The organism is Streptomyces sp. NPDC001406, assembly GCF_042895285.1.
Taxonomy (GTDB): domain Bacteria; phylum Actinomycetota; class Actinomycetes; order Streptomycetales; family Streptomycetaceae; genus Streptomyces.
This window is the reverse complement of sequence record NZ_JBIAWG010000022.1, coordinates 16236-41553: the sequence shown is the minus strand read 5'-3', so window position 1 is coordinate 41553 and position 25318 is coordinate 16236. Positions and strand designations below refer to the sequence as shown.

Annotated in this window: 21 protein-coding genes; 13 read left to right on the top strand and 8 right to left on the bottom strand. The window is 70.8% G+C overall.

Features of this window, described 5'->3' with window-relative positions; genetic code table 11:
• Positions 1-6: 6 nt before the first annotated feature.
• On the bottom strand, positions 7-918 hold the full coding sequence (locus ACFY1J_RS39480) for a MerR family transcriptional regulator (RefSeq protein WP_390712005.1): 912 nt from the start codon (positions 916-918) through the stop codon (positions 7-9).
• Between ACFY1J_RS39480 and ACFY1J_RS39475 the strand changes: the two genes are divergently transcribed.
• On the top strand, positions 917-1609 hold the full coding sequence (locus ACFY1J_RS39475) for a GNAT family N-acetyltransferase (RefSeq protein WP_390712006.1): 693 nt from the start codon (positions 917-919) through the stop codon (positions 1607-1609). The two genes, ACFY1J_RS39480 and ACFY1J_RS39475, sit on opposite strands and share 2 nt — an antisense overlap.
• Before the next feature lie 31 nt (positions 1610-1640).
• Here the strand turns inward: ACFY1J_RS39475 and ACFY1J_RS39470 are convergent, their stop codons facing one another.
• The 6 genes from ACFY1J_RS39470 to ACFY1J_RS39445 all read right to left on the bottom strand — a co-directional run bounded on the left by ACFY1J_RS39470 (position 1641) and on the right by ACFY1J_RS39445 (position 8063).
• On the bottom strand, positions 1641-2825 hold the full coding sequence (locus tag ACFY1J_RS39470) for a YncE family protein (protein WP_390712007.1): 1185 nt from the start codon (positions 2823-2825) through the stop codon (positions 1641-1643).
• Positions 2825-3622, bottom strand: coding sequence for a polysaccharide deacetylase family protein (locus tag ACFY1J_RS39465; protein WP_390732918.1), 798 nt, complete (start codon positions 3620-3622; stop codon positions 2825-2827). Before ACFY1J_RS39465 ends, ACFY1J_RS39470 begins: the two co-directional genes overlap by 1 nt.
• An 80-nt stretch (positions 3623-3702) precedes the next feature.
• Entirely contained in the window at positions 3703-4206 is a 504-nt protein-coding gene (locus tag ACFY1J_RS39460) for an ATP-binding protein (RefSeq protein ID WP_390712009.1), read from the bottom strand.
• A 303-nt stretch (positions 4207-4509) separates the two neighbouring features.
• Positions 4510-5277, bottom strand: coding sequence for an enoyl-CoA hydratase-related protein (locus ACFY1J_RS39455; protein WP_363301595.1), 768 nt, complete (start codon positions 5275-5277; stop codon positions 4510-4512).
• Between the two features lie 146 nt (positions 5278-5423).
• A complete protein-coding gene (locus ACFY1J_RS39450) occupies positions 5424-6665 on the bottom strand; it encodes an Ig-like domain-containing protein (RefSeq protein WP_390712010.1) in 1242 nt (413 codons plus the stop codon).
• 165 nt (positions 6666-6830) lie between these two features.
• Positions 6831-8063, bottom strand: a complete 1233-nt coding sequence (locus tag ACFY1J_RS39445; protein WP_390712011.1) for an Ig-like domain-containing protein — start codon at positions 8061-8063, stop codon at positions 6831-6833.
• Positions 8064-8293: 230 nt separating this feature from the next.
• Here ACFY1J_RS39445 and glgX point away from each other — a divergent pair, with 230 nt between their 5' ends.
• The 12 genes from glgX to ACFY1J_RS39385 all read left to right on the top strand — a co-directional run bounded on the left by glgX (position 8294) and on the right by ACFY1J_RS39385 (position 24926).
• On the top strand, positions 8294-10543 hold the full coding sequence (gene glgX / locus ACFY1J_RS39440) for a glycogen debranching protein GlgX (RefSeq protein ID WP_390712012.1): 2250 nt from the start codon (positions 8294-8296) through the stop codon (positions 10541-10543).
• Between the two features lie 175 nt (positions 10544-10718).
• On the top strand, positions 10719-11039 hold the full coding sequence (locus ACFY1J_RS39435) for a hypothetical protein (RefSeq protein WP_390732917.1): 321 nt from the start codon (positions 10719-10721) through the stop codon (positions 11037-11039).
• A gap of 50 nt (positions 11040-11089) precedes the next feature.
• Complete coding sequence (locus ACFY1J_RS39430; RefSeq protein ID WP_390732916.1) at positions 11090-11485, top strand: hypothetical protein; 396 nt, start codon at positions 11090-11092, stop codon at positions 11483-11485.
• 154 nt (positions 11486-11639) lie between these two features.
• Complete coding sequence (locus tag ACFY1J_RS39425; RefSeq protein ID WP_390732915.1) at positions 11640-12020, top strand: DUF6086 family protein; 381 nt, start codon at positions 11640-11642, stop codon at positions 12018-12020.
• Positions 12021-12043: 23 nt separating this feature from the next.
• Positions 12044-12370 carry a SitI3 family protein gene (locus ACFY1J_RS39420; protein ID WP_390732914.1) on the top strand — a complete coding sequence of 109 codons (327 nt, stop codon included), beginning with the start codon at positions 12044-12046 and terminating at the stop codon, positions 12368-12370.
• A 177-nt stretch (positions 12371-12547) separates the two neighbouring features.
• Complete coding sequence (locus tag ACFY1J_RS39415) at positions 12548-14413, top strand: ABC transporter transmembrane domain-containing protein (RefSeq protein ID WP_390712017.1); 1866 nt, start codon at positions 12548-12550, stop codon at positions 14411-14413.
• Positions 14410-16287 (top strand): ABC transporter ATP-binding protein, encoded by a 1878-nt coding sequence (locus ACFY1J_RS39410; RefSeq protein ID WP_390712018.1) that lies wholly within the window; start codon positions 14410-14412, stop codon positions 16285-16287. The genes ACFY1J_RS39415 and ACFY1J_RS39410 overlap by 4 nt, the downstream gene beginning before the upstream one ends.
• Positions 16288-16309: 22 nt before the next feature.
• Entirely contained in the window at positions 16310-18016 is a 1707-nt protein-coding gene (locus ACFY1J_RS39405; protein ID WP_390712019.1) for an ABC transporter transmembrane domain-containing protein, read from the top strand.
• On the top strand, positions 18013-19791 hold the full coding sequence (locus ACFY1J_RS39400; RefSeq protein ID WP_390732913.1) for an ABC transporter ATP-binding protein: 1779 nt from the start codon (positions 18013-18015) through the stop codon (positions 19789-19791). Before ACFY1J_RS39405 ends, ACFY1J_RS39400 begins: the two co-directional genes overlap by 4 nt.
• 604 nt (positions 19792-20395) lie before the next feature.
• Entirely contained in the window at positions 20396-22438 is a 2043-nt protein-coding gene (locus ACFY1J_RS39395) for a M4 family metallopeptidase (protein ID WP_390732912.1), read from the top strand.
• Between the two features lie 239 nt (positions 22439-22677).
• Positions 22678-24342 carry a M4 family metallopeptidase gene (locus tag ACFY1J_RS39390; protein WP_390712022.1) on the top strand — a complete coding sequence of 555 codons (1665 nt, stop codon included), beginning with the start codon at positions 22678-22680 and terminating at the stop codon, positions 24340-24342.
• Positions 24343-24413: 71 nt separating this feature from the next.
• On the top strand, positions 24414-24926 hold the full coding sequence (locus ACFY1J_RS39385) for a DUF1990 domain-containing protein (protein WP_390712023.1): 513 nt from the start codon (positions 24414-24416) through the stop codon (positions 24924-24926).
• Between the two features lie 74 nt (positions 24927-25000).
• On the opposite strand, the gene ACFY1J_RS39380 is transcribed toward ACFY1J_RS39385, so the two are convergent.
• Positions 25001-25309: an Imm53 family immunity protein gene (locus tag ACFY1J_RS39380; protein WP_390732911.1), complete on the bottom strand. Its 309-nt coding sequence runs from the start codon at positions 25307-25309 to the stop codon at positions 25001-25003.
• Positions 25310-25318 lie beyond the last annotated feature (9 nt).

The following is a 25318-nucleotide window of genomic DNA, read 5'->3' as shown; positions in this document are numbered from 1 at the left end:
GTCAGACTAACGGCCCACCCGGAACTCCAGTGCGGCGACCACCCAGGCGAAGTCCTCCTCGTGGGCGGGCTGGGCCGTCCCCTTGAGAATGCCGAGCAGTTCCCGGTAGCGGGCGGCCCTGATGTTGTGGGTCGCCTTCATACGGGCGAGCACGTCGCCGCGGTCGGCCGTGCCGAGCAGGTCCCGCAGTACGGGCTCGGCCTGAGGCGACTCCGGTGCGATGCCACGCTCGCGGGCCCGCCCCACCAACTCGACGAGCCGCTTGAAGAACCACATCGACGCCCCGGCACGCGAATCGTGCCCCCGGTCGGCGGCGTTGAACTCGGCCGCGCCGCGCATCAGCGCCCGGAACTCGGGGTCCTGGATCAGCTCGGCCAGCTCCACCCAGGCGTCGACCTGCTCGGGCGTCGGGTCGTCCGGCAGCGAGAGCGCGGTGTTCCGCATGCGCTCGCGGATGTCCGGGTCCGCCGTGTCCAGTCCGTGGAACATCTCGTCCACGAACTCCTCCAGGATCCGCCTCCGCTCGGCCGCCGACAGCCGCGCCAGCTTGTTCATCAGGGTCATCTCCTCTGCGGTCGAACCGCGTCGCGCCACGGTCGACAGCACCGCCCGGGTCAGCCTCAGCGAACCGATCTGCGCGTCCAGAGCGGCCACATGAGCGGCCGCCACCTGCGCCACCGTCGCCTCGCCCGCCAGCACCGCGCGCACGTCGTCCAGGCCGAGGCCCAGCTCGCGCAGGGTGCGGATCAGCTCCAGGCGGGCGACGGACCCGGCGTCGTACAGGCGGTAGCCGCCCGCGGAGCGGGTCACGGGGGACAGCACGCCCTCGTCGGACCAGTACCGGATGGTGCGGACCGTGAGTCCGGTGCTCCCGGCCAGCTCGCCGATGGTGAAAAGTCCGGTGCCGTCGTCGATCATGTCTGCGAGTCTGGGGCTTCCAGTAGGTGGAGACTCAAGGGGTGCGGTCGTGGCGGAGACCCTGCGGGACATTCTCGACGCGGCCGCGCGCGGTGTCTTCCCGCCGGACGACGGCGGTACGACGGTCGTGCCCCAGCACACGCACCGGGACGCCGGGGTCATCGCCTTCACGGCACACTCGGTCGTCTTCACGGACGAGGATCCGCGGTGGGTGCGCGAGACGCTGCGGGCGGTGGCGGGCGACTGCGACGCGCTCTCCGCGACGATGAACGCGCGGTTCCTCGCCGCCTTCGTGGAGCGTACGGGCCGTACGACCGACACCATCGACGCCCTCGTGGTGGGTTCGCCCCTGCCGGGCCGGCCGCCGCTCGTGCTCACAAAGATCGCCGACCCCGGCCATCCGCGCGCCGTGCGGGCCCGTGCGCGCCGTGACGACGTGCGGCTGTGGGAGGCGGACGGCGGTGTGGTCGTCCTGGGACGCGGGGTCGCGGGCCGGCTGGAGGTCGCGGTCGAGGTGGACGAGGGGGTACGGCACCGGGGGCTGGGACGCCGGCTGGTGACGGCCGCCCGGCACCTCGCCGGGGAGCCGGTGTGGGCCCAGGTCTCCCCGGGGAACGCCCGCAGCCTGCGGGCGTTCCAGGCGGCCGGATACCTGCCGGTGGGGGCGGAGGCGCTGCTCCTCGCGCCCTGACGACAAACTGACGGCAGGGTGACGACCGGGCCTAGCGGAAGATGCCGGTGTGGCCCAGCGAGTAGCGGCCCGGCTGCGGGTAGACGGCGAGACCGTGCGGGCCGCTGCCGACCTTGATGCGGGCCAGTTCGGCCCCGGTGCCGGTGTCGATGGCGTACACCTCGGAGTTGTAGCGGCCGGACAGCCACAGGACCTTGCCGTCGGCCGAGACCCCGCCCATGTCGGGGCTGCCGCCGCCCGGCAGGTGCCACTTCTTGGTGAGCCCGTTCTGGGCGAAGTCGAAGACGGAGATGGTGCCCTCGCCCCGGTTGGAGATGTACATCTCGCGGGAGTCGCGGCTGACGTACAGACCGTGGGCCCCCTTGCCGGTGGGCAGGAGGGAGGGTCTGGTGAACCGGTCGCCGTCCAGGATCCACACGCCGTCGGCCATCATGTCGGCGATGTAGAACCGCTTGCCGTCGGGCGACACCTTGACGTCCTGCGGCATCGCGCCCTGGAACGGCAGCTTCTCCTGGGCGACGACCTTCATCCGCGCGGTGTCGACCTTGAGCAGTTCGCCGCTGAACTCGCAGGAGACGATGAAGTAGCGCCCGTCGAGGGAGAAGTCGGCGTGGTTGACGCCGTAGCAGCTGACGGGCACGGTCTTCACGCGCTTCATGGTGTGCGCGTCGCGGAAGACGAGCTCGCGGTCGAGGGAGGCCATGACGACGGCGTACTTGCCGTCGGGCGTGAAGTAGAGGTTGTACGGGTCGTGGACGGAGACCGTCCTACCGGCCTTCCCGGTCCTCGGGTCGATGGGGGTGAGGGTGTTGCCCTTGTCGTTGTTGACCCACAGCGTCTGCAGGTCCCAGGAGGGCACGACGTGCTGGGGCTGCCAGCCGACCGGGATCGTCTCGACGACCCGGTACGTCTTCGGGTCGATCACGGAGACCGTGTTGGAGTTGGTGTTGGGCACGTAGACCCGGGACGGGAAGTCCTTCACCGCCGGGGAGAACAGGTTGGGGCGGTCGGCGGCGTAGACGTCGTGGGGGTCGAGCACGGGCGGCATCCCGGGCAGTCCGTCGACCAGTTGCTTCTTCCGGGGCGGTGCGGGCGCCTTGCTGCCGAGGGCCTCGTTCTCGCGGTGCTCGGACCCGCTGCTGCACGCGGGCAGCAGCGTCAGGGCGGCGAGGGCGGCGCCGGCGGCCAGGACGCGGACGGCTTTGGTGGGACGCATCAGCTCAGCAGCTCCGTGGTGGTGACCGCGTGCAGTCCGCGGCTGTCGAGTTCTTGGAGTACGGCGGGAAGGGCGGCGACCGTGTCCGGGTATCCGAAGTGCATGCTCACCACGGACCCGCCCCGGACCTCGGCCAGGACCTTCCGGGTGACGGCGGGGGCGCCCGGCCGGGTGTAGTCGAGCGAGTCGACGTCGTACGACAGCACATGGGGGTAGCCCGCTGCGCGGGCCAGCCGGACAACGAGCGGGGAGGCCGTCGGGGCACGGGAGGGCCGGAACCAGGTGCCGATCGAACCGGTGAGCCGTCTCAGCCGGTCCGCGCACTCGGTGATCTCGGCGCGGGCACCGGTCTCTGACATGGCGTTGACAGCCACGTGCCGCTGGGTGTGGTTGCCCAGGTCGTGGCCGCCGTCAAGGATCCGGCGGGCGATGTCCGGCTGTTCGTCCAGCCAGGTGCCCACGGCGAGCACGGTGATCCGGGCGCCGTGCCGCTCGGCCTCGGTGAGCAGGGCGTGGGCCAGCGCGGGGTCGCCCTGGCCGTGGAAGGTGAGTGCGACACGGGGGCGGTCACGGGGGCCGTGGGTGATCTGCGCGGGCTGCCGGGGGAAGGTGCGCGGGGCGGGGGCGGCGAGGGGGGCGGGCTTCGCGGGGGTGCGCGAGGGCGTGGCTCGCGCGGGGGTGGGCTGCGCGACGGAGCCGGTGGCGGACGAGCATCCGCCGGCGAGGGCGCCCCCGGCGACGAGCCCGGCCCCCGCCCGCAACGCCCCGCGGCGGTCGGTCGTGGTCACCCGCACCATTTAAGGGTGATTGGGTAAGAAAACAGCCGATTGACCCGATGGGTGGATCCGTACGGGTCGTCACCTCCGCGAACGTTCGCTCAGCGGTCGGCGACCCTCATCTCGAACCATGTCGTCTTGCCTCGCGGCAGCAGATCGACGCCCCATCGGTCGGACAGCTTGTCCACCAGGAACAGCCCCCGGCCGCTGATGTCCAGCTCCTGAACCGGCATCAGACAGGGCAGCCCACGGGAGGGGTCGCGGATCTCGACACGGATCCAGCCACGGCGGCGGCGCATGCGGAGTCCGAAGACGCGGGCGCCGGTGTGCCGTACGGCGTTGCCGACGAGTTCGGAGACGAGCAGGACCGCGTCCTCCGTCATCTTCGGGGTGAGTCCCCACTGGCGCAGAACGACTACCTGGGCGAGCCGGCGCGCGGTGGCCGCGGACTCGGGGCGGGACGGCAGCGGGACTTCGGCCTCCGTCGGATTGCCGAACAGTTCCAGTGCCTTGAGTGCCCGTTCGTCCTCGACCGCGGGCGACCAGCGTGCCGCGGCCGCACGGCTGTGTCCCCGCGGCTGTTCGATGCCCTCCAGCCCCGCCATGCCCCCCATCATGGCCGCCCGGAGCGCCCTCCGTGGGCGTTCCTGAGGAATACGCCCCCCGGAAACCCCTATTCCGGGCCATCCGGTCGGCATATGCCGATGGCATTTCGGTGCCCCCGGCGGCCCACCCCACCTGCGCGGACGGCCCGAATCCGGGCATGGGACGGGCCGCCTCGACAAGACAGGCTTAAGGTTGCCTTAAGGTTTCCATAAACCGCCCCATCGAGGGACCCGGGTGAGACACCGTGTCAATTGCAAGGGGTTCCGCGGAAAACCTGGCGAAGTACGGGAACCCGGGGGAACTCAGAGGAACTTGGCCTTGCCGGGCCCTTCCTCCACAAAGCTCTTCATGCCCCGCTCGCGGTCCTCGGTGGCGAACAGGCCCGCGAACCAGTTCCGTTCGACGGCGAGGCCGGTGTCGAGGTCCGTCTCCACTCCGGTGTCGATCGACTCCTTCGCCGCACGCAGCGCGATCGCCGGGCCCTGCGCCAGCCGGGCCGCCCAGGCATGGGCCTCGGTGTACACGTCGGCGGCCGGGACGACCCGGTCCACCAGGCCGATCGCCAGGGCCTCGTCGGCCTTCACCATCCGGCCCGTGAAGATCAGGTCCTTGGCCTTGGAGGGGCCGACGAGCCGGGGCAGCCGCTGGGTGCCGCCCGCGCCCGGGATGAGGCCGAGCAGGATCTCCGGCTGGCCCAGCTTGGCGTTGTCGCCGGCGATGCGGTAGTCGGCGCACAGGGCCAGTTCGCAGCCCCCGCCCAACGCGTAGCCGGTGACGGCGGCGACGACGGGCTTGGGGATGCGGGCCACGGCGGTGAAGGAGTCCTGCAGGGCGCGGGCGCGCAGGACCATCGCGGTGTGGTCCATGGCCTGCATCTCCTTGATGTCCGCGCCCGCCGCGAACACCTTCTCGCCGCCGTAGATCACCACGGCGCGCACGTCGTCGCGCCGCGTGGCCTCCTCGGCGAGTTCCTTGAGCCGGTCCTGGGTGGCGACGTCCAACGCGTTCATGGGCGGCCGGTCCAGCCGCAGCGTACCGACGCCTTCGGCGACTTCGAGAGAGACGGTCATGCTCCGCAGGTTAGCGGGCGTTCACGCGCCGTGGGACATCGGTACGTCGTCGACCACCGGCCGTGGTGGGTTGCTCGCGCCCCGCGGCGGAGCCGCATGTCGGCAGAGCCCCGCGCCCCTGACGGGGCGCGGGCGCGCCCGTCCTCTTACGACTTCCACTTCTCCCAGGACATGTTCCAGCCGTTGAGGCCGTTGTCCGGGGCCACGGTGGCGTCGTGGGCGTTCTTGACGACCAGTACGTCGCCGATCATCGAGTGGTTGAAGAACCAGGCCGCCGGGACGCTCTTGCTCCAGCCGCCGCGCACGTCCCGCAGGCCCACGCAGCCGTGGCTGGCGTTGTAGTTGCCGAAGGCGCCGCCGCCCCAGTAGTTGCCGTGCACGAAGGTGCCGGAGTCGGTCAGGCGGATGGCGTGCGGGACGTCCTTGATGTCGTACTCGCCGCCGTAGCCGACGGTGTCGCCGTTCATCCGGGTCACCGTGAGCTTCTCACTCATGACCATCTGGCCGTTCCAGGTCTCGTAGCCGGGCTTGCCGGTGGTGACCGGGATGGTCTTGATGACCTTGCCGTCCTGGGTGACCTTCATCGTGTGCTTCTTGGCGTCCACGACGGAGACCTGGTTGCGGCCGATGGTGAACTTCACCGTCTTGGCCTGCTTGCCGTAGACCCCGGCGCGGCCCTCGACGCCGTCGAGGTTGAGGTCGACGGTGACCTTCGTGCCCGCCGCCCAGTACTTCTCGGGGCGGAAGTCCAGGCGGTCGTTGCCGAACCAGTGGCCCTCGACGTCGACGGCCGGCTCGGTCTTGACGGTGATGGCCTTCTCGACGTCCTCGGGGTGCGTGATGCCCCGGGTGAAGCGGATGGAGAACGGCATACCGACGCCGACGGTGGAACCGTCCTCGGGAGTGAAGTAACCGGCGAAGGTGTTCTGCGGAGTGAGGGTGGTGAAGCTGGAGTCCTCGGCCGCCTCGCGGCCCGCGGAGTCCTTGGCGACCGCGTGCACCGTGTACTTGGTGGAGGCGGCCAGGTGGGACGAGGGCGTCCAGGTGGCGCCCCCGTCGGTTATCTTCCCGTCTATCTTGCCGCCCTTGGCGTCCTTGACCTCGACCGCGGTCAACTTGCCCTGGCCGGCGGTCACCTTGAGCGCCCCGCTGGTCCGCACCGACTTCGCGCCGTCCTTGGGCGCGATGCTGACGACGGCTTCGGACTGCTTGCCCTGCTGCGTCGAGTCCTTGCCCTTCCCGGCACCGGAGCCGGAACCCGAGTCCGTCCCTCCCCCGCCGCACGCGGTCACGGCCATGAGCAGGACGCCGGCTATGAGCACCGGCATCCCCTTCCGGCCCCGCCCCCGCGCGTCAACCGACGCCCCCGATATCGGCCGCACGTTCACGTTCTCTCCCCTCGCGGGGCCTGGTCAGGCCCGCTCCCCGGCGCGTCCCGCGCACCCACTGGCGCATATTAACCGCAGGGTTTTGAGCTTCGTGTCAGGCAAAGGTCACCGTTCCGTCGCAACTTCGGCCGTCGGTCGGCGCCCCGAATCCCGTCCCCCTCCTGGTTACTTGACCGCGCTGCCCGCCTTCCACTCGTTCCACCCCATGTTCCACCCTCCGAACCCATTGTCGGGAGAGACCTTTTTGTCATTACTGTTGACGACTTCGACGACGTCCCCGATCAGGGTCCGGTCGAAGAACCAGCCCGCGGGCGTGTCCGAACTGCCCCCCTTGATGTCCATCAGGCCCACGCAGCCGTGGCTGACATTGCTGTTCCCGAAGGCGTCCCCCGCCCAGTAGTTGCCATGCAGGAAGGTCCCGGAGTCGGTGAGCTTGATGGCGTGCGGCACGTCGGGGATGTCGTACTCGCCGCCGAAACCGACGGTCTGGCTGTTCATCCGGGTGACCTCCAGCATCTCCATCACCACCATCTTGCCGTTGTAGGTGGTGGTCTTCGGGGCACCCGCGGTGATGGGCACGGTGGTGAGCAGCCGGCCGTCGCGCTTGACCTCCATGGTGTGCGCGGCCGCGTCCACCACGGAGACCTGGCTGCGGCCCACGGTGAAGGTCACCGTCTTGTACTGGAGTCCGTAGACGCCGCGCGCCCCCTCGACGTCGCGCAGCCGCAGCTCGACGGTGACCCGGGTGCCGGGCTTCCAGTACTGCTGGGGGCGGAAGTCGAGGCGGTCCTCGCCGAACCAGTGCGGGCTGATCTCGACGGGGGGCTTCGCCGTGACGCGGACGGCGCGTTCGACGGCGGCGCGGTTCTGGATCGGCCGGTTGAAGGCCAGCGAGACGATCATTCCGGTGCCGACGGTGGAGCGGTTCTCGGGGGTGACGTACCCGATGAACCGCTTGTCGGGGACGTACGTCGTGAAGGTGGCGTGCCGGGCCGAGCGGCGCCCGTGCCCGTCCAGCGCCACCGCGTCGACGGTGTACTTGGCGGCGAGCGCCAGCTTCCGCTCGTCGGGTTGCCAGGTCCTGCCGTCGTCGGTGATGTGCCCGGCCACCGGGGTGTCCTGGGCGTCCTGGACCCGGACCACGCTCACCGATTCGAGTCGTCCGTCGGACACCCGTACCCGCAGCGGCTCGCCGGAGCGGACGGCCTTGCTGCCGTCGTCCGGGGAGATGCGGATGATGTCCCCGGCTGCCGGGGGTTTGCCGAAGATCCGGTCGAGGGCGTCGCCGCCCGAGCCGTCCCCGGTGCAGCCGGCGGCTCCCGCCAGCAGTCCTGCCCATGTCAGTACGGCGGCCAGCACGGCCCCCGCGCGCCGTGCGCGCCCTTGTGCATACCTCACGAGCGGCTCAACGACCGGGCCCGCCCTGGGGAAACGTGAGTGCGACGCAAGCGCTGGGCAGAACAGTGGGAGGACGACGCGATGGGGAGCCGCGCCCGTGAGCCGCGGGGACGCCGGTGCCGGGAGGTCGTGCGCGCAGCGGGCCCCGCCGGGGGCCGGGCGCGTCGGCCGCCCCGGCGCTGGCTGAGAGCGCTCCGAAGGCGAACGAGCCGACACAAAGGGGCCGCAAGGTGACGAGCGCAGCCGAGCAGCAGACAGTGGCCCAGGAGCGGGCCCTCGACGGCGGCCGCCCGGCCTCCGCGGTGAACGGCGCTGAGCGCGCCACCGCGCCGACTCCACCCGTTTGGCCGGGCGCGCCCACGCCGCTGGGCGCCCGTTTCCGGGCCGGTCCGGACGGGGTGGCGGGCACCAACTTCGCGTTGTGGGCGGCCGGGGCGGAGGCGGTCCAGCTGTGTCTGTTCGACGAGCAGGGCCGGGAGACGCGGGTGCGGCTGACCGAGCTGACGCACGAGATCTGGCACGGCTTCGTGCCGGGCGTGATGCCAGGCCAGCGCTACGGCTATCGGGTGGACGGCCGCTGGGACCCGTGGATCGGCGCCCGCTGGAACCCGGCGAAGCTGCTCCTCGACCCGTACGCGCGCGCGGTGGACGGAGAGTTCAGCCTGCCGCCGGAGGTGTACGGGCATGTCCGCGACTGGCCGGAGCAGCATGTCGCGGACACGGTGCGCGACGACCGGGACTCGGCGCCGCACGTCCCGAAGGGCGTGGTGGTCCACGATGACGACGACTGGGCGGACGACCGCCGGCCCAAGACGCCGTGGGCCGACTCGGTCATCTACGAGCTGCATGTGCGCGGCTTCACGCAACTGCACCCGGACATCCCGCCCGAGCTGCGCGGCACATACGCGGGCCTGGCGCACCCGGCGGCGATCGAGCACCTGGTGAAGCTGGGCGTGACGGCGGTCGAGCTGCTCCCGGTGCACCAGTTCGCCCACGAGGACCATCTGCTGCGCCGCGGTCTGAAGAACTACTGGGGCTACAACTCGATCGGGTACTTCGCCCCGCACGCGGCCTACGCGGCCTCCGGTACGACGGGCCAGCAGGTCGGCGAGTTCAAGCGGATGGTCCGCGCCCTGCACGCGGCGGGCATCGAGGTCATCCTGGACGTGGTCTACAACCACACCGCGGAGGCGGGCGAACTGGGCCCGACGCTCTCCCTGAAGGGCATCGACAACCGCGGCTACTACCGCCTCCAGGACGACGCCCGCCGCTACGCCGACTACACCGGCTGCGGCAACACGCTGCACGTGGTCCAGCCACAGGTCCTACGCCTCATCACCGACTCGCTGCGCTACTGGGTGACGGAGATGGGCGTGGACGGCTTCCGCTTCGACCTGGCGGCGGCGCTGGCGCGCTCCATGCACGACGTCGACATGCTCTCCCCCTTCCTCGCGGTGATCGCCCAGGACCCGGTGCTGCGCCGGGTGAAGCTGATCGCCGAGCCCTGGGACATCGGCTCCGGCGGCTATCAGGTGGGGGCCTTCCCCCCGCTCTGGACGGAGTGGAACGACCGCTACCGCAACGCGATCCGCGACTTCTGGCGCGGCGCGCTCCCCGATGTGCGCGACCTCGGCTACCGCATCTCGGGCTCCAGCGACCTGTACGCCTGGGGCGGCCGCCGCCCCTACGCCTCGGTCAACTTCATCACCGCCCACGACGGTTTCACCCTGCGCGACCTGGTCTCCTACGAGGGCAAGCACAACGAGGCGAACGGCGAGAACAACCGCGACGGCTCGAACGACAACCGCTCCTGGAACGGTGGCGCGGAAGGCGAGACGAACGAGGAGCCGGTACGTGCGCTGCGCCGCCGCCAACTGCGCAACCTGCTGACCACGCTCCTGCTCTCGACCGGTGTGCCGATGCTGGTGGCGGGCGACGAGCTGGGCCGCACACAGCGCGGCAACAACAACGCGTACTGCCAGGACAACGAGATCAGCTGGCTGGACTGGACCCTGCTGGACGACCCGTCCTGGCGCCCCCTGTTCGACCTGACCTCCCGTCTCATCGCCCTGCGTCACCGCCACCCGGTCCTGCGCCGCCGCGCCTTCTTCTCCGGCCGCGCCCACTCGGCGGACGGCCTGCGGGACCTGGCCTGGTTCACGGCACACGGCGAGGAGATGACCGAGGGCGACTGGTACGCCCCCGCGGCCACGCTCGGCATGTACCTCTCCGGCCGGGACATACCGGGCCGCGACGAACAGGGCGCCCCCATCACCGACGACAGCTTCCTCGCGATCCTCCACGCCGGCGACGCCCCGACGACCTTCACCCTGCCGGGCCCGCCGTGGGCGGAGCGCTACGAGGTCGTGGTCGACACCTCGCGCGAGGAACAGGGGGAGGCGCCGGGAGTGGTGCATCGGGCGGGGGCGGGGCTGATGGTGGAGGGGCGGTCGGTGGTGTTGTTGCGGGTGACGGGGTGACGGGGTGAGGGGGTCACGACCTGGAGCCTTCACACGCTCTTGAAGATCGCAATAGCTTTCGCATACGTCCGGCATACCTGCGCCATAAGCGCACCGGCTAAGATCGTCTGCTTGACATGCACGCGAAATGGCCATGGCATTCGGGGGCAACACCACATGTCGGTGCGGGACGTCGATGAGTGATCTGAGCGCGGACACCAAGCGCATACGCGAGTGCTCGCGCGCACCGCAAAGGATTTACGACTCCTTCACCGACCGGGCGAATCCGGCCGAGGACCTGTCGGCGGCCGAGTTGGGCGACAGCCTGATCATCGACGCTTTCGACGACTTCGCCGACAACTGGAAGATCCACCGCAAGGATCTCGCGACGCAGATCAGGAAGCTCGGGGTCATCACCCTGGAAGCCGCGAAGAGTTACGACGCCGTCGACGAGAAGCTCGCGCAGGCCCTGCGTGAGCAGGACAAGCGGGCGAAGCGAGACGGAGGGGCGAAGTGAGGCGTCCCCCCGTCCACGAGTGGGCCGTTCTCGACGAGGAGGGCGACCCCGTGCCCGGCGATCCCGGCATCATCGCCCTGCTCGGCCAGTCGCTGCGCGAGGTCGCGAACGACATCAAGCGTGAAGCGGGCGACGTGGAGGCGCTCTGCGGATTCGAGTCGTGGAAGTCGAAAGCGGCCGACGCGTTCCGCGAGACGGCGCACGACACTCTCGAGCCCCTCCGCAAGGCGTATCACCGGTACGACAAGGCCGCGAGCGCCATGGGCACGCGTGTCCGGCAGGACAGCGTCGCGGACTGGGCTGGAGATTCATCGTCGTGGCTTTTTCTTACACCCTGGACATTGCGACATCAGACTCCGCTCTGCGCGTGGCAGAAAAACTCGCCGACGCGGCGCGTAATGCGCAACTCCTGCCATCTTCTCCACCGCCCGCAGCGGATCTCCTGACAAAACTCGTGCGTCGGGCCGGGAAGACAAGCCTGAGTGACGATGCGGAGTTGTGGACGCCATACCGTCTTTCCCTGATCTCACAGGAATACGACCGCGCCACTTTCAAAATCGACTGAGTGACGCGAAACGCTCACCATGGTGTTGCACTGAGATGACAGTGAGGGTCAAGTTCCGCTCGGAGGGCATACCGGGACGCTACATCTGGTGCCCGCCGGCCGATGTGGCCCGCGCGTTCACGGGCAGTGCGCACATGTGCGCCGGGATCTACGGCATAGGCTCCGGCGTCGGTGACATCGTCGACGGCGAATGCATCATCGACTTCGCGGAGTTCACGCAGTTGGCCGCCACGGCGGTGCATGGCTTCAGCGCGTCGGACCAGGGCATCCTGCGGTCCCTCACACTCGGGTTCATACCGACCTCGCTCGTGCTGATCGAGCGGTCCGGTCACCCCGCCCCCATGATGCCCGGCCCGGATCAGGAACGGGCCTGGACGGCGCTTCGGGATCAGCATGCACAGGTCATGCCCGTCTGATGGAGAAGGAAGCGAGCGGGTAGTTGGCGATCGAATACGACCTCGAATTCGCGACGCGGTTGTCCGTCGACGAGGTCGCGATGCAGCTGGCGGAGGTCGGCTCGGAGACCGGAATCCTCGACGCATCGGTCACGGGCGCCCGACTGGTGACGGAGGGGGCCGAGACGGGGCTGGGCACGTGGATTCGTGTGATCGAGCCAAAGCCCCCGCAGCCATGGAACGCCATGGTCCGGGGACTCGTTCTCCTTGCCGAGCCGGAATCCCACGTCGACCGTCGGGACGATTCCGAAGTCGTTGGTGGCACTTCCAGTTCGAGGAAGTCTGGCTCCTGCGCCGAGGCGGAGAGCTGACGCTCCACGAGGACGACGACCTGTGGCGGCCCGCCCGGCCGGCCATCATGTCGCAGCCCTACGGCCGGGAGACCCACACCATGGATCTGGACTGAGACCCCGCGGACCCGGGTCCGGACCCGGGTCCGGCCAAAACTCTGTGGGCGTTGTCAGTGGCGGTCCGTAGGCTCGCGGGTGATGCCCACGACACGTGCAACCACCAGCGATCGCTCAACTGTACGCATCCTGTTGCGGCTGTGGCCGTACGTCCGGCCGGTGCGGGTGCGGTTGTTCACCGCCGCGTTCGTCGCGGTCGTCGCCTCCTGTCTGGGGCTGGTGATCCCGCTCGTCCTGAAGTGGATGGTGGACGGGCCGGTGGCCGACCGGGATCCGGGCGGGGTGTGGCTCGGCGCGCTGTATCTGCTGCTGCTCGGGGTCGCGGAGGCGGGGCTGTTCGGGCTGCGGCGGTGGCTGGTCGCGCGGCCGCTGTCGAACGTCGAGGCGGAGATGCGGGCGGGCCTGTACCGGCATCTGCAACGGCTGCCGGTGGCCTTCCACGACCGGTGGGCCTCCGGCCAGTTGCTCTCGCGGGCCACGACCGATCTGATGCTGCTGCGCATGTTCCTCGCCTTTCCGCTGACGTTCCTGCTGGTCAACGGGGTGACGATTGTCGTCGGCCTGGTCATCATGCTGCAGCAGGACTGGACCCTGGGACTGGTCGTCCTGGGTCCCGCCGTGCCCGTGATGTGGACCTGCGTCGTCTTCGAGCGGCGGTACGCCGAGGTGGCCCGGCTCGCCCAGGACCAGGTCGGCGACCTGACGACGGTCGTCGAGGAGAGCGTGCTCGGGATCCGCATCATCAAGGGGTTCGGCCGGCACCGCAGCCAGGCGCGGGTGTTCCGCACGCTGTCGTGGACGCTGCGCGGCACCGAGCTGCGCAAGGCCCGCCTGCTGGCGACCATCTGGGGCGTCATCGTGACCCTGCCGGAGCTGGCGATCGGCGCGGCGCTGGTGCTGGGGGCGGTGCAGGTGGCGGACGGGGACCTGTCGACGGGGACCCTGGTCGCCTTTCTGAGTACGGCACTTGCGCTGCGCTGGCCCGTGGACTCCATCGGGTTCCTGCTGGCGATGACCCAGGAGGCGGCGACCGCGACGGAGCGGTACTTCGAGGTGATGGACGCGCGGCCGGAGGACCCGCACGTCACCGAGCGGACCGGGAGACCGGCGGCCGCACGGACCGGTCTGCGGTTCGACGGCGTCACGTTCCGCTACCCCGACGCCCCGCCCGGCTCCCCGCCCGTCCTCGACCGCATCGACCTCCACATCCGCCCCGGCGAGTCCATGGCCCTGGTCGGGGCCACGGGCAGCGGCAAGACCACGCTCACCGCGCTCGTCCCCCGGCTGCACGAGGTGACCTCCGGGCGGATCACGCTGGACGGCGAGGACATCACCGCGATGTCCCGCGAGGAACTGCGCTCCAAGGTGGCGGTCGCCTTCGAGGAGCCCACGCTGTTCTCGGCGAGCGTCGGGGAGAACGTGCTCATGGGGGCGGGCGACGGCGCCGGTGCGCCGGAGCTGGAGCGGGCGCTCGCCGTCGCGCAGGCCGAGTTCGCGCACGGGCTGCCGCAGGGCACGGGGACACAGGTCGGCGAGCAGGGGCTGAGCCTGTCCGGCGGGCAGCGGCAGCGGCTGGCCCTCGCCCGGGCCGTCGTCGGCCGGCCCGGGTTCCTGGTCCTCGACGACCCGCTGTCCGCGCTGGACGTGCACACCGAGGCCGCCGTGGAGGCGGCGCTGCGGCAGGTCCTCGCGGACACCACCGCGCTCATCGTGGCCCACCGGCCCTCCACGGTGCTGCTCGCCGACCGCGTCGCCCTGCTCCGTGAGGGCCGCATCACCGCGGTCGGCACCCACCACGAACTGCTGCGCACGAACGCCGAATACGCCCACCTGATGTCTGGCGAACCGACGAGGGAGCCGACCGGGGATCCGGCCGGGGAACCGGGCGGACAGCCGACCGAGGAAGCGGGCGGGCAGCCGACCGACGAAGCGGAGGACGACCGTTGACCGCCCCCACCACCTCCACCTCCGCCTCCACCACCCCCGCGACCGGCGACGAGGGCGAACTCCCCCGCCCTCCCGACGGCACCGACCCCTTCGACCGCGACGTCCTGCCCACCCGGCCCGGCGCGACGGCCGCCCTGCTGCGCTCACTGCTCACCCCGATGAAGGCCCGCGTCGCCGTCACCACCCTTCTGCTGCTGCTCCAGCAGGCGGCCGTCCAGGCGGGCCCGCTGCTGGTGGCGTACGCCATCGACCGCGCCGTACCGGCGTTCCGGCACCACGACCACGGTCCGCTGATCGCGGTGGCCGTCGGCTACGGGCTGTGCGCGCTCGTCTCCGGCGTGCTCCAGTTCGCGTTCATCGAGGCCTCCGCGCGCGTCAACCAGGACGTGCTGCTCGATCTGCGCGGCCGGATCTTCCGGCACGCCCAGGCGCTGAGCGTCGACTTCCATGAGCGATACACGAGCGGCCGCCTGATCTCCCGCTCCACCACCGACGTCGAGTCGCTGCGGGAGCTGCTCAGCGAGGGGCTCCAGGAACTGGTCACGGTCGTCCTGTCGTTCGTCTACATCTCGGCGATGCTGCTCTGGCTCGACCTCGGCCTGGGCGCGGTCGCGGTGGTCTCGTTCATGCCGCTCTACCTCCTCGTACGGCTGTACCAGCGGCGTGCGGGACGGGTGTTCACGGCGCGGTCCACGGCGATCGCGGCCGTGATCGTGAAGTTCGTGGAGACGATGAACGGCATCCGGCCGGTGCGCACCTTCCGCCGGGAGTCCGCGAACGACGCCGACTTCCGCGTCCTGAACCGGCGCCACGAACGCACCAACGGCGACGCGCTGTTGGAGATGGCCCGCTATGTGGTCGGCTCCCGGCTGGTCGCCAACACGGCGGTCGCGGTGATCGTGCTGTGGGGCGCCCACCGGGTGGCGTCCGGCTCGCTGGAACTCGGTGTGCTGGCGGCCGCGGTGCTGTATCTGCGGCGGCTGTACGACCCGATCGACCGGCTGGGCATGTTCCTCAACTCGTACCAGTCGGCGGCCGCCTCCCTGGAGAAGATCGCCGGGCTGCTCGCCCAGACCCCGTCCGTGCCGGAACCCTCGGCTCCCAAGGAACTCCCGGCGCTCGAATCGGCGGACCGCCCCGGCCGCGAGGTCGTCTTCGACGGCGTGCGGTTCGCCTACCGCACCGGCGGCGAGGTGCTCCCCCGCTTCGACCTCACGCTCCCGGCCGGGCAGACGGTCGCCGTCGTCGGCTCGACGGGCGCGGGCAAGTCGACGCTGGCCAAGCTGCTCGCCCGCTTCTACGACCCGTCCGACGGCCGGGTCCTGCTCGACGGAGTCGACCTGCGCGAGCTGGCCGTGCGCGAACTGCGGCGCGGGGTGGTCATGGTGACCCAGGAGGCGTTCCTGTTCTCCGGCACGGTCGCCGAGAACATCGCGATCGGGCGCCCGGACGCGAGCCGTGCGGAGATCGAGCGGGCGGCCAAGGCGATCGGCGCGCACGAGTTCATCAGCGAGCTGCCCGACGGGTACGACACGGACGTACGCAAGCGCGGTGGCCGCATCTCCGCGGGGCAGCGCCAACTGGTCGCCTTTGCAAGGGCCTTGCTCGCCGACCCGGCGGTGCTGATCCTCGACGAGGCGACCAGCTCGCTGGACGTCCCCGGCGAACGGGCGGTGCAGCGCGCGATGTCGACGGTGCTGCGGGGCCGTACGGCCGTGGTGATCGCACACCGGCTGTCGACCGTGGAGATCGCCGACCGGGTACTGGTGATGGAGCACGGGCGGATCGTCGAGGACGGCCGGCCGGACGAACTGATCGCCGGCACGGGCCGGTTCGCCGATCTGCACCGGGCCTGGCGGGACAGTCTGGCGTAGCGGGCGGAAACGGGGGCTGAGGATGATCGACGCGTACGAGGATCCGGGGACACCCGACTGCCGTGGCGGCTGGCGCTTCCTGTGGTGGCTGGTGCTGCGGCAGCCGGGCCGGTCGCTGTGCGGGGCGCTGCTGGCCAGCGTCTGGATGGTGCTGATGGCGACGGCGCCCTATCTGATGTCCCGGGCGGTCGACGACGGGCTGGTGCCGGGGCACTTGGGCCGGCTGGCCTGGTGGACGCTGGTGTTGTTCCTGGTCGGGGCCGTCAACTCATGGGTGAGCATCATGCGCCACCGCACCATGACGAGGGTGCGGATGGACGCCAACTTCCGCACGGTCAAGGTGGTCGTCGGGCAGGCCGTGCGGCTGGGTGCCGCGCTGCCGCGCCGGGCGGGGGCCGGGGAGGTCGTCACGATCGGCGTCGGAGACGTGCAGACGATCGCCCAGTCCCTGACCGTCGTCGGGCCCGGGGTGGGCGCCGTGGTCGTCTACGCGGTGGTGGCCGGGGTGCTGTTGTCGATCTCGGCGCCGCTGGCCGCGGTGGTCCTGCTCGGGGTGCCGGTGATCGTGCTGGTCGCCGGGCCGCTGACGGTGCGGTTGCAGGGTGAGGAGACCGAGTACCGGGAGCGGCAGGGCGTGCTGACCGCGCGCATCGGCGACCTCGCGGGCGGCCTTCGCGTCCTCAACGGCCTGGGCGGGAAGGGGCTGTTCGCGGACGCCTTCCGGCGGGACTCGCAGCGGCTGCGGGCGCAGGGCTACCGGGTCGGCGCGGTGGCCAGTTGGGTGCAGGCACTCGGGGTCGGGCTGCCGACGCTGTTCCTTGCGGTGGTGACCTGGCTGGCGGCCCGGCTGGCCGCCCAGGGGCAGCTCACCATCGGCGAGTTGGTGTCGGTGTACGGCTATGTGGCCGTGCTGGTGGGGCCGGTGGCGTTCTTCCTGGAGATGGGCTACCAGCTCAGCCGTGGCGTGGTGGCCGCGCGCCGGGTCGTACGGCTGCTGCGGCTGGAGCCGGAGCCGGACGACGGCACGCTGCCCGCGCCCGCGGAACCGGCCGCGCTGCACGACCCCGAGTCGGGGGTGCGGGTGCTGCCGGGACGGCTCACCGCCCTGGTCGGCGCCCGCCCCGCCGACACCGCCGCGGTGGTCGACCGCCTCGGCCGGTACACGCCGTCGGCCGCCACCTGGGGCGAGGTACGGCTCGACGCGATCCCGCTGGTGGAGGTGCGGTCGCGGATCCTGGTCGCCGACAACGAGGCCGATCTGTTCGCGGGCCCGTTGCGGGAGGTGGTGAGCGGGCACCGGGACCGCGGCGACGCCGCCGTCGGGCGGGCGGTGCGCGCGGCGGCCGCCGACGACATCGTGCAGGGCCTGCCGGACGGCCTGGACTCGGGCGTGGCCGCCCAGGGCCGCAGCCTCTCCGGGGGCCAGCGGCAGCGGGTGCGGCTGGTGCGGGCGCTGCTCGCCGACCCGGAGGTGCTGCTCGCCGTGGAACCCACCTCGGCCCTGGACGCCCACACGGAGTCCACGGTCGCCCACCGGCTGCGCGCCGCCCGCGTGGGCCGTACGACCGTGGTGACCACCACCTCCCCGCTGGTCCTGGACCGCGCGGACACCGTCCACTACCTGGTCGACGGCAAGGTCGCGGCGAGCGGCACGCACCGCGGGCTGCTGGAGTACGAGCCCGGCTACCGGGCGCTGGTCGCACGGGACACGGAGGAGGTCGTACGGTGACGCAGCCTGCCGCGGGTCAACTGCCCGTCGCCGAACGGGCCGACGTACGCCGGGCGGCCGTCCGCCTGGTGAAGGCCGACCGAGGGTCCTTCGCCGCCGTACTGGCCCTGAACGCGCTGGCCGCCGGGTCCGCTCTGGCCGGGCCGTGGCTGCTCGGGCGGATCGTGGACGAGGTGCGGGCCGGGCACGGGACCGGGGCCGTTGACCGGCTGGCGCTGTGGATCCTGGCGTGTGCGCTGGCCCAGTTGCTGCTGGCCCGCTGGGCCCGGTACGTGGGTCACCGCTTCGGGGAGCGGACCCTGGCCCGGGTCCGTGAGGAGTTCGTCGACCGGGCGCTGGCGCTGCCGGCGTCGGTGGTGGAGCGGGCCGGCGCCGGTGATCTGACCGCGCGCGGCACCGCCGACGTGGGCGCGGTGGGCACCACGCTGCGGGACATCGGGCCCGAGCTGCTGGTCTGCTCGGTGCAGGCGCTGTTCGTGCTGGGCGCGGTGTTCGCGCTCGACCCGCTGCTCGGGCTCTTCGGGGTGCTCGGGCTGACGCCGATCTGGTTCGCCCTGCGCTGGTATCTGCGCCGGGCCCGGGACGGGTATCTGGCCGAGGGCGCGGCCACCTCGCAGGTCGCGGAGATCTTCGCGGCGACCGCGTCCGGGGCCCGCACGGTGGAGGCGTTCCGGCTCGGGGAGCGGCGGACCGCGGCGAGCCGGGACGCGCTGGAGACGTCCCGCAGGACCCGGCTGTACACGCTGTATCTGCGGAGCGTGTTCTTCCCCGCGGTCGAGGTGTCGTACACGGTGCCGGTCGCCGGGGTGCTGCTGATCGGCGGGGTGCTGCACGCACACGGGCGGGTGGGCCTGGGTGCGGTGGTGGCGGCCGCGCTGTATCTGCGGCAGTTCACCGAGCCGCTGGACCAGATCCTGATGCGGGTGGAGCAACTCCAGAGCAGCGGGGCCTCGTTCGCCCGGGTGGAGGGGCTGGCGCGGGCCCCGCGGGCGCGGGAGGACGGCGGCTCCCCGGCTCCCTCGGACGACCGGATCGACGTGTGCGGGGTGCGGTACGCCTATGAGCGTGGCGGCGAGGTGCTGCGCGGGGTCGATCTGACGGTGCGGCCCGGGGAGCGGCTGGCCGTGGTGGGTCCCTCCGGCGCGGGCAAGACGACGCTGAGCCGGCTGCTCGCGGGCGTCGACGCGCCGGGCGCGGGCACGGTGACGGTGGGCGGGGTGCCGATCGCCTCGCTGGAGCCGGAACGGCTGCGCCGCCAGGTGGTGCTGGTCACCCAGGAGCACCATGTCTTCCTGGGCACGGTCCGCGACAACCTGCTGATCGCCGAACCGGCGGCCACGGACGAGGAGTTGTGGACGGCGCTGGCGGCGGTGGGCGCCGAGGACTGGGTACGCGACCTGCCGGAAGACCTCAACACCACCCTCGGTACGGGCGGTTGCCCCACGGACGGCTCACAGGCCCAGCAACTCGCCCTCGCCCGGGTGGTGCTGGCCGATCCGCACACCCTGATCCTGGACGAGGCCACGGCCCTGCTGGACCCGACGACCGCCCGGCACACCGAGCGCGCCCTGGCCGCCGTACTGGAGGGCCGCACCGTCATCGCCATCGCCCACCGCCTGCACACCGCCCACGACGCCGACCGGGTGGCGGTGATGGAGAACGGCCGCCTCACCGAACTGGGCACCCACGAAGCCCTGGTGGCAGCGGAGGGCGCCTACGCGGCCCTGTGGCGAACGTGGCACGGGGACACGCCTGGTCCCAGGGCGCACAGTTGATGTGTGCGTACACCGTGTCGGGCACCTGGAGCAGGGGCTCCGCCCGGACGAGGCCGGGGGCGTACGACTCGAAGAGGGGCGGGTCCGGGAGGAGGGCCTCATACAGTCGGCGGCCGTCGGCGACAACAGCGCCTGCGCGTGAACGACGGTGGCACAGGTGAACAGGTGGCGTCCCGACACCCCCTCCACGAACTCCCGCCGGTCCGACCGGTACAGCGCCCACGACAGCTGTTCGGCGAATCCGACGACCGACGCGACCGGACCGGTGGACAGACGGGCCATGAGGGCCTCCGCCTGCTTTCCGCATGGACGTGCGCCCCGGCCGGTCGCATCCCGGGCCAACGGTCCGCATAGCGAACATGAACATCCGGTCAACGGACCATTTCCGGCCAAATTTCTGACGCGGTCCTGACAGATGGCTTGATCCCCTGTCACTCTTCCCACGGCCGACTCACAGCAACCCCACAGCTACATCTGCTCTGCACGAGCCGGCCCCGCACAGGCACATGGTTCCGCGTTACGCCCAGTTCTGCCCGGACGCCCCAACCCACCGTCCGGATCTCCCCTGGCCGCGCGACCCGCGGCCATGCAGAAGGAGTCAGTGTTGAGAAGCAGTTCCTCTCGCGGACGCACCTCCCACACCATGCACCGCCGCACCGCAGCCGTCGCCCTCGCGGGCGTCACCGCGCTGATCGCCGCCGCCGTCCAGTCCGGCGCGGCCAGCGCCGCCCCGGCGTCCCAGGCGCCGTCGGCCAAGGGCAATCCGGCCCACTCGGCGGTCCGGCTCACCCCCTCGCAGCGCGCCGAACTGATCCGCGACGCCGGTGCCGCCAAGGCGGACACCGCCAAGGCGATAGGCCTCGGGTCGCAGGAGCAGCTCGTCGCCCGTGACGTCGTCAAGGACACCGACGGCACCCTCCACACCCGCTACGAGCGCACCTACGCCGGCCTCCCGGTCCTCGGCGGCGACCTGATCGTCGACACCGCGAAGTCGGGTGCGACCCAGCGCGTCATCAAGGCCACGAACGCCACCATCAAGGTCGCCGGCCTCACCCCGGGCGTCACGAAGGCGGCCGCCGAGCGGCAGGCCGTCAAGCGCGCCCGGGCCCTCGGCGGCACCCGGTCCGCCGCCGACAGCTCCCGCAAGGTGATCTGGGCGGCCACCGGCAAGCCCGTGCTCGCCTACGAGACCGTCGTCGGCGGACTGCAGGACGACGGCACCCCGAACCAGCTGCACGTCATCACCGACGCCGCCACCGGCAAGAAGCTCTACGAGTACCAGGGCATCGAGACCGGCGTCGGCAACACGCAGTACAGCGGCCAGGTCACGCTCACCACCACCCAGTCCGGGTCGAACTACACCCTCACCGACGGGGCGCGCGGCGGCCACAAGACGTACAACCTGAACCACGGCACGTCCGGCACCGGCACGCTGTTCTCGCAGACCAACGACACATGGGGCAACGGCACCACGTCGAACGCGGCCACCGCGGGCGCGGACGCGCACTACGGCGCCGCCGTCACCTGGGACTTCTACAAGAACACCTTCGGCCGCAGCGGCATCAAGAACGACGGCGTCGGCGCCTACTCGCGCGTCCACTACGGCAACTCGTACGTCAACGCCTTCTGGGACGACAGCTGCTTCTGCATGACATACGGCGACGGCTCAGGCAACAGCAAGCCGCTGACCGCGATCGACGTCGCGGGCCACGAGATGAGCCACGGCGTCACCGCCAACACCGCCCGCCTCAACTACAGCGGCGAGTCCGGCGGCCTCAACGAGGCCACCAGCGACATCATGGGCACCGGCGTGGAGTTCGCCGCCAACAACACCTCGGACGTCGGCGACTACCTCATCGGCGAGAAGATCGACATCAACGGCGACGGCACCCCGCTGCGCTACATGGACAAGCCCAGCAAGGACGGCGCGTCCAAGGACAGCTGGTACTCCGGGATCGGCGGCATCGACGTGCACTACTCGTCGGGCCCCGCGAACCACTTCATCTACCTGCTGAGCGAGGGCAGCGGCGCCAAGGTCATCAACGGCGTCAGCTACAACTCGCCCACGGCGGACGGGCTTCCGGTCACCGGCATCGGCCGGGACAAGGCGCTGCAGATCTGGTACCGGGCACTGACCACCAAGTGGACGTCCACCACCAACTACGCGGGCGCCCGCACCGGCACCCTCGCGGCGGCGGGTGAGCTGTACGGCACCACCAGCACCGAGTACAAGGCGGTGCAGGACGCCTGGGCGGGCGTGGCGGTCGGCTCACGGTCCGGCGGCGGGGGCGGCGGCGGTACGTCGTACGAGAACACCACGCCCGTGTCGATCCCGGACAACGGGCCCGCGGTCACCTCGAACATCACCGTCTCCGGGCGGAGCGGCAACGCCCCGAACAACCTCCAGGTGACGGTCGACATCTCGCACACCTGGCGCGGTGACCTGGTGATCGACCTGGTCGGCCCGTCGGGCACCGCGTACCGCCTGAAGAACTTCAGTTCGTCCGACTCCGCGGACAACGTGAACGCGACCTACACGGTCAACGCATCCTCCGAATCGGCCAATGGCACCTGGAAGTTGAAGGTCCAGGACCAGGCGGCGTACGACGTCGGAACGATCAACAGCTGGAAGCTGACGTTCCCGTAAACCGCATGTCACGAGCTCGTCGGCAGGGCGCCGTCCGGGAGGTTCGACTCCCCCGGGCGGCGCCCGTTTTACATGGCCGCAACATTTACCGGACAGCTGGTTTTCGGCCAACATCACTTGAGGGTCCTGACATGTACGCGTCCCTGATGTCACTCTTCCCTCACCCGCCGCACAGCAGCACTTCCCACTCCGGTCAGTAACCCCACGCTGCCCGGACTCCCCCACGAGAAGGAGCTTGAGTGAGCCCCCTCTACGCGCGTCACAAGCGCACCACTCTGGCCATCGCCACCGCTGTCGCAGCCGGAGCCCTGCTGTCCACCGGGCTGACCACCAGCGCCTCCGCGCAGACCCCGATCGGGTCCGCCTCCGCAAAGCCCCTGGCCGCCGCCCCGACCGCGCTGTCGGCCGCGGCCCGCACCTCCCTGGTCCAGCATGCGCAGGCCGGCGCCGCCGAGACCGCCCGGAGCATAGGCCTCGGCGCCAAGGAGCAGCTGGTCGTCAAGGACGTCGTCAAGGACGTCGACGGCACCGTCCACACCCGCTACGAGCGCACCTACGCGGGCCTTCCGGTGCTCGGTGGCGACCTGGTCGTGCACACGTCCAAGGCGGGCAAGGCCGAGGGCGTCACCAGAGCCACGAAGAGCGCCATCAAGGTGGCGTCGCTCAAGCCGCAGATCGCCGCCGCCAAGGCCGAGAAGCAGGCGCTGACCGCCGCCAAGTCCCTGGGCTCCGCCAAGACCTCGGCCGACGGCGCGCGCAAGGTCATCTGGGCCGGCTCCGGCAAGCCCGTCCTCGCCTACGAGACCATCGTCGGCGGCCTCCAGGACGACGGCACCCCGAACCGGCTGCACGTCATCACCGACGCGGCCACGGGCAAGAAGCTCTTCGAGTACCAGGGCATCGAGAACGCCACCGGCACCGGCAAGACGCTGTACTCGGGCACCGTCAGCCTCAACACCAACCTGTCGGGCTCGACGTACCAGCTGTACGACACCACGCGCGGCGGGCACAAGACGTACAACCTGAAGCACACCACCAGCACCGGCACCGGCACGCTGTTCACCGACTCGGACAACGTCTGGGGCACCGGCAGCGCCTCCAGCTCCACCACCGACCAGACCGCGGCCGCCGACGCCGCCTACGGCGCGCAGGAGACCTGGGACTTCTACAAGAGCACCTTCGGCCGCAGCGGCATCAAGAACGACGGTGTCGGCGCCTACTCGCGCGTCCACTACGGCAGCTCGTACGTCAACGCCTTCTGGGACGACGACTGCTTCTGCATGACCTACGGCGACGGCGAGACCAACACGCACCCGCTGACCTCGCTGGACGTGGCCGGCCACGAGATGAGCCACGGCGTCACCGCGAACACCGCGGGCCTGAACTACTCGGGCGAGTCCGGCGGCCTGAACGAGGCCACCTCGGACATCTTCGGCACCGGTGTGGAGTTCTACGCCAACAACTCCTCCGACGTGGGCGACTACCTCATCGGCGAGAAGATCGACATCAACGGCGACGGCTCGCCGCTGCGCTACATGGACAAGCCCAGCAAGGACGGCGGCTCGGCGGACTACTGGTCCTCCTCGGTCGGCAACAAGGACGTGCACTACTCGTCCGGCGTCGCGAACCACTTCTTCTACCTCCTCTCGGAGGGCAGCGGTTCGAAGACGATCAACGGCGTCACCTACAACTCGCCGACCTACAACGGCTCCACCGTCACCGGCATCGGCCGCGCCAAGGCGCTGCAGATCTGGTACAAGGCGCTGACGACGTACTTCACGTCGACGACCAACTACAAGTCGGCCCGCACCGGCACCCTGTCGGCGGCGTCCGCCCTGTACGGCTCCACCAGCACCGAGTACAAGGCGGTTGCGGCGGCCTGGTCGGCGGTCAACGTCAGCTAGTCACCTCGTAGTCGGCAGGAGCGGCCCCCGGGACGAAGGCATCCCCGGGGGCCGTCCTACGCTTGTGACCCATGTCCTTCACCTACGAGCCGGTAGGCACGACCCGCGAGAACCTCACCGTCTGCCCGCCCGGCTTCCACCCCCTGCACGTGCGCACGCGCATCGGCGAGGGCGAGGAGGTGTTCCAACGGGCGGCCGAGGCCGTTCTCACCTGGGAGATGCACCGCGCGATGGGCGTCGGCATCGACGCCACCGCCGACCGCGCGGCACCGAACGTGGACGTCACCGTCACCCTCGCCGGCCTGATCAAGGCCCCCTGCCGCATCGTCTGGACGGTCGAGGAACCCCGTCGCGCCGGCTGGGCCTACGGCACCCTGACCGGCCACCCCGAATGCGGCGAGGAGGCCTTCGTGGTCGACCGCACGGGAGACGGCACGGTGTGGCTGACGGTCGCCGCGTTCAGCCGCGCCGAAAAGTGGTACGCCCGCGCGGGCGGGGCGGCCACCCGGGGACTTCAGCATGCGTACGCCCGCCGCTGCGGGGTGGTGCTCAGGCGGCTGTGCGCCGAGTTCGCGACGGACTGACCGCCTGTCGGCAGCAAGAACTTCGGGGCCCACGGAAGATCCGTGAGCCCCGAAGCGTGGGTGACGGCGGTGAGCTAGGCGGGGGACTCCCCCGAGCCGGCGGCGGCTTCGCCGACCACCGTCTCGAAGAACGCGTCCACCTCACCGAGTGCGAGCGGACTGCAGGCTGCCTGGAAGACGCTTCCGTCGCTCCAGGTCATCATCCACCCTCCTCCCGGGAGATCACGCCTCACGCGCTCCACGAGCACGCCCTCCAGATCGGTCTCGCTCACATCGATCTTGATGTGCCAGCCAGGGTTGTCCGTCGTGGCCATCTTGATGCCGAACTCATGCTCCCAATCCCCGTCGCAGTTGGACGCGTACCAGGATTGGATGAAACGCATCCCGCGATC